Genomic DNA, 14,091 nt, shown 5'->3' with positions numbered 1-14,091 from the left:
CTTTGCGATTTAATCTAAAACTCAACGTGATATAAGGAATTAATATGAGCATTATGTTCGATATGTTTTTATGGCTAATAATTGATACGGCCTTTGGTTTTTTATTTTATTCAACCGGCTGCCTCGTGCTAAAGGGAGTCACTTTTGGTAGTTATAAAATGCAATTTAAGGATTTTGCTAGTTTTAAAAAAGGTAAGTCAAATAAAGTCATACCAATTATTATTCTGGGCGTTAGTTTTCATTTAGCTTTGATTACTCTTTTTGTCTATATAAATAATCAATAACTTACTGATAAAATCTGTAATCACTAGCCCTAATTTGGGTTCTTATCACTCATGTAATGTGTGCTTGTTGTGATTCAATGAAACCGGACACCAATTTAGGTGGTATTATTACCACTCAAACTGAGGTGTTCTATGACAAAACAACGTCGCTCTTTTTCTCAAGAGTTTAAACTTGATTCAGCAAAATTAGTCCTTGATGAAGGATACTCATTCCCTGAAGCTGCTCGCTCACTAGAAGTCGGTGAAACAGCTCTTCGTCGCTGGGTTAAACAATTACAAGATGAGCGTGGTGGCACAACACCAAACTCTAAAGCTCTTACTCCTGAACAGCTTAAAATTCAGGAGCTTGAAGCTAAAATTAATCGACTTGAAAGAGAAAAAACAATTTTAAAAAAGGCTACCGCTCTCTTAATGTCAGACGAGATGAACAATATTCGTTGATAGGCCATTTAAGTGAGCATGAGTCTTTAGAAATGGTCTGTAGCGTGTTTGATGTTCCGCGTTCTAGTTATTATGATTTTAAGCAGCGTGTGGCATCAATTAAGCTTGAAGAGGTGCAGCTTAGGTCAACGATTAGTGAGTTATTCTCACTCAGTCGTGGAGCTGCTGGTAGCCGCACATTAGTGGCGATGCTAAACCACGCTGGCTTACCTATTGGTATCTTTAAGGTACTCCGCATCATGCGTGACTTGGGATTGGTATGCAAACAACCAGGGCCTCATTCATATAAATTAGCGACGGTGGAGCGGCTAGATATTCCAAACATACTTAACCGTGAGTTTGACGTTGATGGCCCAAACCAAGTTTGGTGTGGGGATATTACGTATATTTGGACAGGTAATAAATGGTCTTATCTAGCTGTTATTATCGACTTATTTGCTCGTCGTGTGGTTGGCTGGGCAATGTCAGATAAGCCTGATACTGACTTAGTTATTAAAGCATTAGATAGAGCATACGAGCAACGAGGCAAGCCACTTGGGCTTATATTTCATTCAGACCAAGGCAGTCAGTACAGCGCAAAAAGGTTTCAACAAAGGCTGTGGCGTTACCGTATAGAACAAAGTATGAGCCGCCGAGGAAATTGCTGGGATAATGCCCCGATGAAGCGCCTATTTAGAAGCTTAAAAACGGAATGGGTTCCTTCGTTAGGTTATAGTAATTACCAAGAAGCTGAAAAAGATATTAGCTATTATTTAATGAATTATTATAACTGGCGCAGGCCACATAGCCACAACCAAATGGTTGCCCCTGCTATAGCAGAAGAAAAACTTAATTTACTGTCCGGAATTAGTTGACCACAACAGCTGTATGCAACGTAGTTTTAGCTTAACCTTCAAACTCCCACCTATACGGTCCTCTATTAAGTAACTTGTGCATTATTAGTCCCAAATTCATTTAAACTGCACTAATTAATACAAACCCTGCACCAAAAAAGTACTTTATTAGATTCTACTATTTAAAATAAACATTAATAACCTTATTAATCAGCAACTTAATTTTATGGCTAGGTTATTGCTTTAATAAAATACAAGCCCGTTATTTTAACGGCATACATTTAGGTTGTTATGACCACAGGCAAAGAAGCCCGCTCGCAGTTACATGAACTTGTATCTGTGGCGGGCTTTTTTTGTTTTTAACATTTAAACCGTCACATTAAGGAATGCCTAATGCAAACCTCGCAAAAAATACTCATTATCGGCAATGGTATGGTCGGACATCATTTTGTTGAGCAAATGCGCCAAAGCGATGACAAAGCAAATATTACAGTACTTTGTGGAGAAGCAAATCTTGCATACGACCGCGTTTATTTATCAAGCGTGTTTGATGGCAAAACAGCCGCCGATTTAGCACTTACAACTTTAGATAACTATCAACAACTTAATATTAATGTGCATACTAAACAGTGGGTTGAAGGCATTGATAGAGTAAATAAAGTAGTAACTACTCAAACTGGCGATCAATACCCGTACGACAAACTTATACTTGCTACGGGCTCGTTCCCGTTTGTACCGCCAATTAAGGGAAACGATCAACCCCATTGCTTGGTTTATCGCACCCTAGAGGATTTAGAGCAAATAAAAGCCAGTGCCGCAGCGAGTAAAAGTGGTGTAGTAATTGGGGGGGGATTATTAGGGCTTGAAGCCGCAAACGCCATTAAACAATTAGGGCTTGATACACATGTTGTTGAGTTTGCACCGCAACTTATGGCGGTCCAACTCGACGAGCAAGGCGGCACGCTATTAAAAAATAAAATAGAAAAACTTGGCGTTACTGTTCATACCTCAAAAGCAACCAGCGAAATAGTTAAAGGTGAAAGTAGCCGCTTTAGACTTAACTTTTCAGACGGTACGTTTTTAGAAACCGACTTAATTTTGTTCTCTGCGGGTATTCGCCCTTATGATCAACTGGGTAAAGTGGCTGAGTTAGAACTCGGAGAGCGCGGTGGCATTATTATTAATAACCAGTGCCAAACCTCAGACCCTGATATTTTAGCTATTGGCGAATGTGCCTTGTGGGACAAAAAACTATTTGGTTTAGTGGCACCTGGCTACAACATGGCCCGCGTTGCAGCAAGCCAGCTAAGTGGCGGCGAACTTGAATTTTCAGGTGCCGATATGAGCACTAAGTTAAAACTGCTCGGTGTTGAAGTAGGATCTATTGGCGACGCTCATGCAAAAACACCCAACTGCAAAGAGCTTATTTACCAAGATCCAATTAGAGACTGCTATAAAAAAATCATTCTAAATGAAACCGGCGATAAGCTGCTTGGTGCAGTACTTGTTGGCGATACTAGTGATTACGATACGCTACTTCAGTACATGTTAAACGACATGGACTTACCAGAACATCCTGAGTGTTTAATTTTACCAGACAGCGCTGGCGCACCTTCACTAGCGGGCAGCGCCCTACCCGATACAGCCACCATTTGTTCGTGTCATAACGTGAGTAAAGGCGACATTGTGGGTGCTATTGATGGTGGCTCATGCGATTTAGCCGCGGTTAAATCGTGCACAAAAGCGGCCAGTGGCTGTGGTGGCTGTGCCGCTTTACTTAAATCGGTAGTCGATGATGAGTTAGCGAGTCGTGGTGTTGAAGTAAACAACCATGTGTGCGAGCACTTCGCGTATTCTCGCCAAGAGCTGCTGCATATGGTTAAAGTAGAAAGCATTAAAACCTTTGATGATTTATTAGCTAAACACGGCAGTGGACAGCACGGCTGTGAAATTTGTAAACCTGCTATCGCTTCTATTTTAGCCTCAACATGGAATGACTTTATTTTAGAACCCGCCCATGTTGGCCTGCAAGATACTAACGACACTTACCTTGCTAACATGCAAAAAGACGGCTCGTACTCTGTAGTACCGCGTATTGCTGGCGGCGAAATAACGCCCGACAAACTCATTGTAATTGGCCAAGTAGCAAAAGACTTTAACCTTTATTGTAAAGTGACCGGCGGACAGCGCATCGATTTATTTGGTGCACGTTTAGAAGAGCTGCCCGTTATTTGGGGAAGACTCATTGAAGCTGGCTTTGAGACAGGTCACGCTTATGGTAAGTCTCTTAGAACGGTTAAGTCATGTGTGGGAAGTACGTGGTGTCGTTATGGTGTACAAGACAGTGTTGGCCACGCCATAGAAATTGAAAACCGCTATAAAGGGTTACGCTCACCGCATAAATTTAAAATGGCCGTGTCGGGTTGTACCCGCGAATGCGCCGAGGCACAAAGTAAAGATATAGGTATTATTGCCACTGAAAACGGTTGGAACCTATATGTGTGTGGTAATGGCGGAATGCGCCCTCGTCACGCCGATTTATTTGCTACCGATTTAGATACAACCACTCTTATTAAATACATAGACCGCGTTTTAATGTTTTACATAAAAACCGCCGACAAATTACAGCGTACGTCTGTATGGATGGAAAACCTTGAAGGCGGCCTAGACTACCTTAAAAGTGTAGTAATAGACGACAGCTTAGGTATTTGCCAAGAGCTTGAAGAACAAATGGAGCTTATTACTCAAACATATGCATGTGAGTGGAAAAAAGCAGTAGAAAGCCCTGAAGCTTCTAAGCGTTTTCGCCAGTTTGTTAATAGCCCTAATCCCGATGACAATATTTTATTTGTACAAGAGCGTAATCAAATTCGCCCAGCTACAGACGCTGAAAAACGCGAACAACTAATTACTCAAAACCGTATTCCAGTAATGGAACTTGAAGAGGAGCAAGCTGATGTCTTGGCATAATATTGGAACAATCGACGACCTAGTTGCTAACAGTGGTGTATGCGCATTAGTTAATAATCAGCAAGTGGCCATTTTTTATGTACCACAAAGTAAAGAAAGCGTGTTTGCCATTAGTAACTACGACCCAATTGGAAAAGCGAACGTATTATCGCGCGGTATTATTGGCTCTATAAATGAAAAACTGGTTGTGGCTTCGCCGTTATATAAACAGCATTTTTGTTTAGCAACGGGCGAGTGCCTAGAAGCTGAAGCAATACATTTACCGGTTTTTGATGCAAAAATTGAAGACGGTAACGTACTTATAAGCGCCGAGCCGAAAGTAATTAAAGCGGTTGCTTAAGGAGATTATTATGAGCGTGCTTTCTTATTTTTCGGGTATTGAAAATGGTTGGCTAAACAAATTTGTAAATAAACTTACCAATGGCGTTAAGCTTAATCGCAAAGGGGGCAAAAACGGCCATGTTTATATTGTTGGTGCTGGCCCTGGCGATGCAGAGCTAATTACCGTAAAAGCGCAGCGTTTAATACACACAGCCGACGTCGTTTTATATGACTGGCTTGTGAGCGAAGATTTACTAAAAACATTACCTAAAAAAGCGCAGCGTGTATTTGTAGGCAAACGAGCGGGTATGCATTCAATGACACAAGCCAATATTTGCGCCCTACTCGTTAAATATGCTCAACAAGGGTTAAACGTAGTACGTTTAAAAGGAGGCGATCCGAGTATATTTGCACGTATAAACGAAGAAGCCGATGCGCTCACAAAGCATAATATTAGCTTTGCGATTGTACCTGGCGTTACCACTGCATGTGCGACCTCTGCATATACAGGCATTCCGCTCACAGCACGTGATGTAGCGCGAAGCGTCACGTTTTTAACTGCCCAATTTGCAGATCCTAAAAAACTGCCAAGCTGGAGCAATTACGCCTTTGTGCAAGGTAACAATAATCCAACTTTAGTGGTTTATATGGGCTTAGGACGATTAAAAGAGCTGAGTAACGGCCTTCAGTCGGTAAATTGGCCAAGTACTACGCCAGTATCACTTATAGAAAACGCCACAACAAGTAAGCAAAAAGTGATCACCAGCACATTAAAAAAAGTAGTAAATGATCACCTTAGTCATAACCTGCAAGGCCCTACTCTTATAATTATTGGAGAAGTTATAAATCATAAAATGGCTATTAGCCCAGAGCTTTTAGCTCTAACGGTTAATACGTAACGAAGATTTAATACATAATGCACTCTTCGCGCTTATTTCCTCCCCAGGGGTAAGCGTGCTTTTTATGTACAATATTAGCAGTGCAATATTCCTTTTTTATGCACCAAAAAGGGGATTTATGCGTACCTAAAATAAAATGAGAAATACCTTTAAAATATAAATATAAACACAAGCGGCTGTTTTAGATTGATTTTAAATTCAATAGTTAATTTTATTCATGATTGGAACAAGGGTTGCACTTCAAAAACAAAAAAGTGCGGAACAAACCTATGCAAACAAGCAATCCTCTCACAAAACAGTTTTTACTCGCGGCAAAGTACCAAGAAATTCATGCTTTAAAGCAGCTACAAAATAGCTGTTCCTCGCTCACTAAACTAGGTGATTTTGTGCACCAGTTACAAAAAGAACGTGCTATGAGCAACATATTTTTAGCCTCAAAAAGCTCACGTTTTAGCAATGAGCTAACACAGCAAAGACCCATTACACAAATCGCACAAGAAACCTTTTACGACTCTCTAAAAACAACCTATATAACGAATAATGCAGACCAAGGTCATTCAAGGTTATATAATTTAATTACTTACAGTTTACAGGCACTAGACGTGCTGCCCGCTTTACGCTATCAAATTGGTAAACAAAACGTAACACCTGTGCACGCAACTCAATCATTTACGCAACTTATAGCCAGTTTGTTAAATATTATTTTAGAAGCTGCTGATGGCGCAAGCGATCCGCATGTGACTCGCGTATTAGTTGCATATTTTAATTTTATGCAAGGTAAAGAATACGCTGGCCAAGAGCGCGCCTGCGGAGCACAAGCGTTTGCTGCGAGTAAATTTACACAAGATCAAAAAATGCAACTTGCTCACTTTGTTCAAGAGCAAAGTCATCGTTTTTCGTTTTTTTATGAGTACGCAGACGACCATTTACTTAAATGCTATAACACTTTGATAGAGCACCCGGTAAATAAGCAAGTAGATCAACTAAGAAGTTTGTTACAAAAACTTGATGACGACAATACACAGCCTTTGTCGCAGCTTAGCGAAGTGTGGTACGAAGTAACCACAACGCGTATTGATATTATGCATAAAATAGAGCAAAACATTAGCGATCATTTAATCGACTCTGCAGCAATGCAAATTGCATGCGCTCAACGAAAATTAAATTCCAACAAACAAATACTCAATACCTTAGAGCAACAATATATGCCTGCAAATGACGGACAATTGGCAGTTACAAATCATGAACCAATTAATACGGCAGCGAGCAAGCTTAATAGTAATAAAACCATGTACGACTTAATTTTGGAGCAAAGCCAGCATATTAAACAAATTAATCAGGCACTGGTTGATGCAAAGCAAGTCATTAACGAACAAAAAGTGATTCATCAAGCAAAATATATTTTAATAGAGCAACTAAAAATAAGTGAAGAGCATGCCCACAAGCAACTTCAAAAACAAGCTATGGATTCACATAGTTCACTTTATGCGGTCGCCAACAAAATAGTTGAACTTAGTAATGCTCATTAGAGACTAGTTAAAGAAATAAATGGGATTGACTAGCGATTAACCACAGCCAGGAATATTAAAATTGCCTTATACCTAAGTAAACAGCTTTTTTTTAATTTTAGCTTGCCACTCAAGCGCAAGCTCGGGTAGTTCAAGTGCGGCTAATAATATGCTTTCATAATCTGGGTAGTGTTTATCAAAAAACGCCTGAAACAAGGTTTTTACTGAAATGTTATGCTCAGCTTTCTGTTCAATAGTAACTGCATCCCCTGTTTTAGCAATACCTTGCTCAAGCACTCTAAAATAAACACCCGTGTGGTAATACTGAGTAAACAGTTTTAGGCTTTGTTTATTATTAAGTGCAATAGCCAATTTAAAGCACGGCACACGAGGCTGACTTACTTCAAGCAGCGCAGTACCTATACGAATACGATCGCCTATATGAATATTAGCTTCATCAAGCTCTGAAATTGTAAAGTTTTCGCCAAAGGCACCTACTGCTAAATCATCATTCTCAAGGGTGCGCCGCCAGTAATCATAATGATTGTGCGAAAATGCATATACTGCTTTATCAATACCGCCGTGATTGACTAAATCGGCTTGTTCATCACCTATTATATGTAGCTTTTCAATAACAACAGGCTCATTGGTTGGCGTTTTAAAAATACCGGTTTTAATGGCTTTGCCGTTATGAGCAACCGTTTTTATTTTAGAGGTATTGGTAGAGATTATATGCATTTACTTAATTGCATCCTGTTCGATATTTTGCCATTTATCCAGTGCTTGCTTATCGCTTTGTTTAAACTCAACCCAGTTTGATGAGTCTTTAAAATGCTCTTTTTTCCAAAATGTGGCGTGGTTTTTTAAGTAGTCCATTATAAATTGTGCGCCTTCAAAGGCAGCTTGGCGGTGGCGAGAGGTTACGCCAACAAATACAATTTGCTCGCCAAGGGCTAAATAACCAACTCGATGAATAATGCTTATGCGAGCAAGTTGCCAGCGTGTTTGCGCTTGCTCAGCTATCGATTGCAGTAATTGCTCAGTCATACCTGGGTAGTGTTCAAGCTCGAGTGCAATTACGTTATCGCCGCTACTAAATTCTCGCACAAGCCCTGTAAACGTCACTACGGCACCATCACTTTTGTTATCACTGCAAAGTGCGCCATGTTGCTCGCCTACTGAAAAATCCTGCGTTTGTACTTTAATGTTTATACTCATTAGCCACCTGTCACGGGTGGGAAAAAAGCAAGTTCATCCCCTGCTTTTACAAGCTCATCGCTTGATGACATAGTTTGATTAAGTGCACACAATACATCACGCTCTTCAAGCCACGCCTGCCACTGCGGGTTTAGCTCAACCAGCATATGTTTTAGCGCAGCAATACTAAGGGTGTGCGCTATATCAACGGTTAACTTATCGCACTTTAGCCGCTCTTTAAGTTGGCCAAAAAACAGTACATTTACATGCCCTGCATCAGTATTATTTAAATTAGTCTCGCTGCCAGCTGCCATGCTTGCCTCCTGCTTTTTGCGTTACACGCATACCGTGTATTTCCATAAGCGGATCGGCGGCTTTACACATATCAAATAGTGTAAGGCTAGCCACAGATACAGCGGTGAGTGCTTCCATTTCAACGCCCGTTTTGCCTGCCAATTTACAGTAGCTGGTGACTTTAATTTGGCTATGTGCTTCATCAAGTTCAAAATCAACAGCCACTTTACTCAGTGCCAGCGGATGACAAAGCGGAATTAAATCGGCGCACTTTTTGGCGCCCTGAATACCTGCAATGCGGGCAACGCCTAACACGTCACCTTTTTTATTTTGATTAAGCAACACTTGCTCAAAAGCGTGTTTGCTCATTTTAATGTAGGCCTCGGCAGATGCATCGCGCAAAGTAACCTCTTTTAGCGATACATCAACCATGTTTGCTTGGCCATTTTCATCTACGTGGCTCAGCATATTATTGCTCTCGTGATTCGCATTTTTTACCAATTGTAATATGCGGGGCAAAGTTACATGGCTTGTGCATTGAGTCTAACTGATCTTTTATAATACCTGTCCAAGCTGTTTTACATGCCCCCGTAGAGCCTGGCATACAAAAAATAACGGTGTTATTAGCAAGACCCGCCAGCGCACGCGATTGAATAGTTGAGTTACCAATTTCGCCGTACGAAATATGTCTAAATAGCTCTCCAAATCCATCTACGCTTTTATCAAACAACGGTGCAAATGCCTCTGGTGTTGAGTCGCGCTCGGTAAAACCCGTACCACCGGTTACTAAAATAGCGTGAATGGTGTCATCGGCAATCCACTGTGAGGCGACTGCTCGCATTTGGTAAACATCATCTTTAACTATGTCTTTATCAGCTAAGTGATGGCCCGCTTCAGTAAGGGCTTTAATTAAATAATGGCCTGAGGTATCCGTAATTTCATCGCGTGTATCGCTTACTGTCATTACGGCAATGTTTAGTGCGATTTGTGACTCAGTGGTATGGCTCATAGGGTTCTTCTCAATAAATTAGGTTTGTGTTGGTCAAATTGCTCGTTAACAGCTTTAAATTGCGCCGGTGTATTGGTATTAACAAGTGCGTGCGCTGTATTACATTTTAGCCTTTGCACACCAATACTAAGGGTAAACTGTTTAATTGATTTATGACTATTTGCGTTTATGAGTAATTGTTTTAAATGACGTTTAACGCTTTGGGTGTTACGAATATACAGGGGTAACGGTTCATTTTCAAAGTGCCACGCATGTATTTGTGGCTGATTTGTTTGAAAGTGGGAATTATCGCTTGCTGCAGATGCAATTTGCGATAATAAAGTGCAAGTAAGTAATGGCATATCAACAGCGGTTACAAGTATATCTTGCTCTGTTGCCATTAAGGTTGAATAAATCCCCCCTAGCGGGCCAGAATCAGGGTATATGTCTGGTATGTATTGCGCAGTAGCACTTTGTACATTGCGGCTTATCAGTACATTACTTGCCCCTGTTGCTGTTAATAATTCACAGGCATTTTGCAGTAATGTTTTATTTTTTAAAATGAGAGTGGCTTTATCGCTGCCCATTCTGGATGATTGCCCTCCGGCGAGTACAACCCCCGTAAACACGGCTTTATTGCTCACTTTAGCCGCCCAACATAGCTAAATGGGTTGTGGCGCCCGTTAAGCGCTTATCAAGCTCATGGCTGATTGTTTTATTGCCCATTGCAGCTTGTATTGCGTTTACAGTGGCTGGCGTATCTTGCGCATTTAAATGCGGGCGTAAGTCAATACCTTGCTCGGCAAACAAGCACAAATGTAATTTACCTAATGACGATACTCTTAATCGGTTACAGCTTTTACAAAAATCTTTACTGTAGGGCATAATTAAGCCAATGCGGCCCTCAAAATCGGGGTGACAAAACTCCTCTGCGGGACCATTTAATTTACCTCTAACTACCTGTAACCAACCTTGCGCTAAAAGCTGCGTTTTAACACTTTGCCCACTTAAATGATTTTGTTCAAAAAAGGCGGCACCATTGCCTGTTTCCATTAATTCGATAAAGCGTACAGTTACTTTTTTATGTTTCACCCAGTCTAAAAAGTCCTTCAATTGGTTTTTATTAAACTGCTTAGCCAGCACTGCATTTATTTTTATATCTTTTATGCCCAGCTCAATTGCTCGGTCTATCCCTTTTAAAATATGGGTTAGCTTGTCGTGTCCTGTGATTAATTTAAACATGCTCGGGTTTAAGCTATCAATACTAATGTTTAGCGCATCTAAGCCAGCATTGTAAAACTCATCAATTTTATTAAATAAGTTAAAACCATTCGTTGTTATGGCTACTTTTTCTATGCCAGGGGTGTTTTTACATAGCTTTATAATATCGGTTACGTCGTTTCGTAAGCATGGTTCGCCGCCTGTAATACGCACTTTTTTTGTGCCAAGTCGCGCAAACGCATTTACTAAGGTGTTTATTTCGCTTTTATTTAAAAAGTTACGCGGGGTATCGCACTGATACCCGTTTGGTAAACAATAGCTGCAACTAAAGTTACACACATCGGTAATTGAGAGGCGCAAATAGTTAAACTGCCGACCAAATTGATCATTAAGCATATGCTTCCTTGGTGTTTATGTTATTTTTTAAATAGCACTTTAAATGACAACCGCAACATCAATACTGTTAGCGTTTTTTGTACCATGTTGCTTTATTAATTGACTTAACTGCGTTTTACACGAACCACAGTTAGTGCCGCATTTTAATTTAGACCCCAATTGATCCACTGTATTTGCACCACTTTTAATAGCATTTATAATGGGCTGCTCACGTACTTTAAAGCAACTACATACTTGTGCGCCTTGGGTAAACTCTTCATCGGGGGTGGCATACAGCAATGACTGTAATTGGCTAAAGGTTATTAAAGGCTCTGCAAATAAATGATTTATCCACTCAAGTGATATGTCTTTTTGAGCTGACGAAACAACCGCAACAAACACTAACTGCTCGTTTTGAATACATTGGATATGCATTGCTTTTGCACTGCCCATTGCCGACCACTGCCCTTGTAACCCTGTAAGGGTTTGGCAATAATAAAGTAAGTCATCTTGTGCCTCATTAAGTGCTAATTGGTAGTTAACACAATTACTTGCGTTAACTTTAACCCAAAAATCACTGTTTATTTTAAGCTCTGTTTTGCTAAAAAGTTGCATGTATTGAGCAAACTGCGCTTTAACTAAATCAACTGCACCATGTTTGCATTCAGCTTGGCCCGAAATAGGGTCAACAACCGATTGATAAAGCACACTTACCGTAGCGGATGAGGCAAATTGCTTGTTCCAGTGAATAGGCATAAAACACTCACCTTTACGCACGGCATCCGTTACTTTTGCATGAGCTGTAACCTGCCCAGTTTTAGCATTGGCAGTTATTAAATCGTTTGCTTTTATATTTAGTCTAGTGGCATCAATGGGGTTTATTTCAATGTATGGGCGGGTTATATGAGTAGAAAGCGCTGTACTTTTTCCGGTGCGGCTCATTGTATGCCATTGGTCGCGTATTCGCCCTGAGTTCATTACAAAAGGGTAATCGCTTGATGTTTGCTGCACAGGAAGTTTGGGCGTTATAGGTATAAAGCGGGCTTTTTTATCTGCGGTGCTAAATTGTTTATTAGCAAAAACTTGCCCGTTTTTATATGGCTCATTTTTTAGTACCGGCCACATAACGGGTTTTAAGTTATCGTATTGCTGCTGCGAAAGCCCTACTAACGCTGATAAATTTAATAGCCTATCACCGTTATTTTCAAAATCAGTAAGTTGTGCCCATTCTTCAAAAATACCACTCGGGTCTGTAAAATCAAATCCTTCAAAGCCCATTTTTTGGGCAACTAAACACATTATTTGCCAATCGTTTTTAGCCCCTGAGAACGGCTCAACTAGCGGGCGTTGCCTTGATATTCTGCGTTCTGAGTTAGTCACTGTGCCGTTTTTTTCGCCCCATCCGGTTGATGGAAACGCCACATTAGCAAATTTTAGCGTATCACTTTTGGCAATACAGTCAGACACAACCACCAGCTCACATTGCTCAAGTGCATTTTGTATTGCTGCGTTATTAGGCAGGCTCACCATAGGGTTGGTTGCCATTACCCAAATAGCTTTTATTTTTCCTTTGGCGATTCCATCAAACATATCAATAGCATTACACCCTGCTTTTTTAGCTATTGTTGGTGATTGCCAAAAACGCTGCACTAACTGTTGATGCGCTTCGTTTTCAATGTCTAAATGTGCTGCTAATTGATTTGCTAAGCCACCTACTTCACGCCCACCCATTGCATTAGGTTGCCCAGTTATTGAAAACGGGCCACAGCCAGGTTTTAACAATTTGCCCGACGCTAAGTGCGCATTTATAATCGCATTACACTTATCAACCCCTGAGCTTGATTGGTTAATACCCATTGAATAAAAACTAATGGCGGTTGGACTTTTTGCAAATAAGGCGTAAAAGTCACTGACTAGCTGCTCGTCGATATCACAAAAGTCACTTACCGCTTTTACACTCCACTTTTTCGCCTCTGCAAGCGCTGTTTCAAAGCCGTTTGTATGCGCGTTTATAAATTGCGTATCTAAATAGTTATGTTCACTTAAATAATTAAGTAAGCCGTTATAAAGTGCTCCGTCGCTGCCTGGTTTTATATTTAAAAAGGTATCGGCAAGTTCGGCTGTATCGGTTTTTCGCGGGTCGATAACCACTACTTTCATGTTTGGATTAAGCTTTTTTGCGCGCTCCATACGCTGGTATAGTACCGGATGAGTCCACGCTGCATTTGAGCCAATTAAAATAAGCAGCTCAGTTTGCTCTAAATCTTCGTAGGTGCATGGCACTACGTCCTCACCAAACGCACGTTTATAACCGGCAACCGCCGATGACATACACAGTCTTGAGTTTGTATCTATATTGCCTGAGCCTATGTAGCCTTTCATTAATTTATTAGCAACGTAGTAATCTTCAGTGAGTAACTGCCCCGATACATAAAATGCAACCGATTCCGGCCCATGCTCTTTAATAATGGCGTTAAATCTATTAGCAACGTATTTTGTTGCAGCATCCCAACTGGCAGGCTCATTATCAATAAGGGGCGACGTTAAGCGATTATCACTGTCGGTGGTGTCAAGCAGGTGCGTGCCTTTAACACACAAGCGGCCAAAATTAGCGGGGTGTTCGCGCGTGCCTTCAAGTTTTGTTGGGGTATTATTTAATAATGAAATATCAACACCGCACCCTACACCACAATAAGCGCAAGTGGTTTGTTTAAGCAAAGGCGTGTTTGAACATGTGTTTAAAGTTTCCATACTGCTCTC

The 14,091-nt window shown here is 40.7% G+C and carries 13 protein-coding genes; 5 read left to right on the top strand and 8 right to left on the bottom strand.

Translation table 11 applies throughout. The features are described 5' to 3' along the window. Positions 1-416: 416 nt before the first annotated feature. The 5 genes from ATS76_RS10290 to ATS76_RS10270 all read left to right on the top strand — a co-directional run bounded on the left by ATS76_RS10290 (position 417) and on the right by ATS76_RS10270 (position 7,277). Positions 417-1,579, top strand: a protein-coding gene (locus ATS76_RS10290) for an IS3 family transposase (protein WP_152995639.1) whose coding sequence is annotated in 2 segments (ribosomal slippage) — positions 417-672 and positions 672-1,579 — 1,164 coding nt in all. Because the reading frame shifts where the segments join, the coding sequence is not laid out codon by codon here. A gap of 372 nt (positions 1,580-1,951) precedes the next feature. Next, positions 1,952-4,528, top strand: a complete 2,577-nt coding sequence (gene nirB, locus ATS76_RS10285) for a nitrite reductase large subunit NirB (RefSeq protein WP_058552086.1) — start codon at positions 1,952-1,954, stop codon at positions 4,526-4,528. Continuing rightward, complete coding sequence (gene nirD, locus ATS76_RS10280; RefSeq protein ID WP_058552085.1) at positions 4,515-4,868, top strand: nitrite reductase small subunit NirD; 354 nt, start codon at positions 4,515-4,517, stop codon at positions 4,866-4,868. The genes nirB and nirD overlap by 14 nt, the downstream gene beginning before the upstream one ends. Before the next feature lie 10 nt (positions 4,869-4,878). Beyond that, positions 4,879-5,748, top strand: a complete 870-nt coding sequence (gene cobA / locus ATS76_RS10275; protein WP_058552084.1) for a uroporphyrinogen-III C-methyltransferase — start codon at positions 4,879-4,881, stop codon at positions 5,746-5,748. A gap of 269 nt (positions 5,749-6,017) precedes the next feature. Continuing rightward, a complete protein-coding gene (locus ATS76_RS10270) occupies positions 6,018-7,277 on the top strand; it encodes a nitrate- and nitrite sensing domain-containing protein (protein WP_058552083.1) in 1,260 nt (419 codons plus the stop codon). A 72-nt stretch (positions 7,278-7,349) separates the two neighbouring features. Here the strand turns inward: ATS76_RS10270 and ATS76_RS10265 are convergent, their stop codons facing one another. From ATS76_RS10265 to ATS76_RS10230, 8 genes are read right to left on the bottom strand one after another with little or no spacing between them, the layout of a single operon-like run. Beyond that, positions 7,350-7,994 carry an MOSC domain-containing protein gene (locus ATS76_RS10265; protein ID WP_058552082.1) on the bottom strand — a complete coding sequence of 215 codons (645 nt, stop codon included), beginning with the start codon at positions 7,992-7,994 and terminating at the stop codon, positions 7,350-7,352. Further along, a complete protein-coding gene (moaE, locus tag ATS76_RS10260) occupies positions 7,995-8,474 on the bottom strand; it encodes a molybdopterin synthase catalytic subunit MoaE (protein ID WP_058552081.1) in 480 nt (159 codons plus the stop codon). It lies immediately after the preceding gene. Then, complete coding sequence (locus ATS76_RS10255; protein ID WP_058552080.1) at positions 8,474-8,767, bottom strand: MoaD/ThiS family protein; 294 nt, start codon at positions 8,765-8,767, stop codon at positions 8,474-8,476. The genes moaE and ATS76_RS10255 overlap by 1 nt, the downstream gene beginning before the upstream one ends. Further along, positions 8,745-9,215, bottom strand: a complete 471-nt coding sequence (gene moaC, locus ATS76_RS10250; RefSeq protein ID WP_058552079.1) for a cyclic pyranopterin monophosphate synthase MoaC — start codon at positions 9,213-9,215, stop codon at positions 8,745-8,747. Before moaC ends, ATS76_RS10255 begins: the two co-directional genes overlap by 23 nt. Position 9,216: 1 nt before the next feature. After that, positions 9,217-9,756 (bottom strand): molybdenum cofactor biosynthesis protein B, encoded by a 540-nt coding sequence (gene moaB, locus ATS76_RS10245; RefSeq protein ID WP_004587753.1) that lies wholly within the window; start codon positions 9,754-9,756, stop codon positions 9,217-9,219. Further along, on the bottom strand, positions 9,753-10,379 hold the full coding sequence (locus tag ATS76_RS10240; protein WP_058552078.1) for a molybdenum cofactor guanylyltransferase: 627 nt from the start codon (positions 10,377-10,379) through the stop codon (positions 9,753-9,755). The genes moaB and ATS76_RS10240 overlap by 4 nt, the downstream gene beginning before the upstream one ends. Position 10,380: 1 nt before the next feature. After that, positions 10,381-11,352, bottom strand: coding sequence for a GTP 3',8-cyclase MoaA (moaA, locus tag ATS76_RS10235; RefSeq protein WP_058552077.1), 972 nt, complete (start codon positions 11,350-11,352; stop codon positions 10,381-10,383). A gap of 39 nt (positions 11,353-11,391) precedes the next feature. Further along, positions 11,392-14,082 carry a nitrate reductase gene (locus tag ATS76_RS10230; protein WP_058552076.1) on the bottom strand — a complete coding sequence of 897 codons (2,691 nt, stop codon included), beginning with the start codon at positions 14,080-14,082 and terminating at the stop codon, positions 11,392-11,394. Between the last annotated feature and the right edge of the window lie 9 nt (positions 14,083-14,091).

Origin of the sequence: Pseudoalteromonas sp. 10-33 (genome assembly GCF_001469195.1) — a bacterium.
In the GTDB taxonomy this organism is placed as follows: domain Bacteria; phylum Pseudomonadota; class Gammaproteobacteria; order Enterobacterales; family Alteromonadaceae; genus Pseudoalteromonas.
The sequence above is the reverse complement of the archived record's forward strand: the minus strand, read 5'-3'. Positions and strand labels throughout refer to the sequence as shown.

Bases quoted from the DNA above. Each gene is read 5' to 3' on its own strand.
- moaA (WP_058552077.1), bottom strand. From the start codon at position 11,352: ATGCTTAATGATCAATTTGGTCGGCAGTTTAACTATTTGCGCCTCTCA.
- ATS76_RS10270 (WP_058552083.1), top strand. From the start codon at position 6,018: ATGCAAACAAGCAATCCTCTCACAAAACAGTTTTTACTCGCGGCAAAG.
- moaC (WP_058552079.1), bottom strand. From the start codon at position 9,215: ATGCTGAGCCACGTAGATGAAAATGGCCAAGCAAACATGGTTGATGTA.
- nirB (WP_058552086.1), top strand. From the start codon at position 1,952: ATGCAAACCTCGCAAAAAATACTCATTATCGGCAATGGTATGGTCGGA.
- ATS76_RS10255 (WP_058552080.1), bottom strand. From the start codon at position 8,767: ATGGCAGCTGGCAGCGAGACTAATTTAAATAATACTGATGCAGGGCAT.
- ATS76_RS10265 (WP_058552082.1), bottom strand. From the start codon at position 7,994: ATGCATATAATCTCTACCAATACCTCTAAAATAAAAACGGTTGCTCAT.
- moaB (WP_004587753.1), bottom strand. From the start codon at position 9,756: ATGAGCCATACCACTGAGTCACAAATCGCACTAAACATTGCCGTAATG.
- ATS76_RS10230 (WP_058552076.1), bottom strand. From the start codon at position 14,082: ATGGAAACTTTAAACACATGTTCAAACACGCCTTTGCTTAAACAAACC.
- moaE (WP_058552081.1), bottom strand. From the start codon at position 8,474: ATGAGTATAAACATTAAAGTACAAACGCAGGATTTTTCAGTAGGCGAG.
- nirD (WP_058552085.1), top strand. From the start codon at position 4,515: ATGTCTTGGCATAATATTGGAACAATCGACGACCTAGTTGCTAACAGT.
- cobA (WP_058552084.1), top strand. From the start codon at position 4,879: ATGAGCGTGCTTTCTTATTTTTCGGGTATTGAAAATGGTTGGCTAAAC.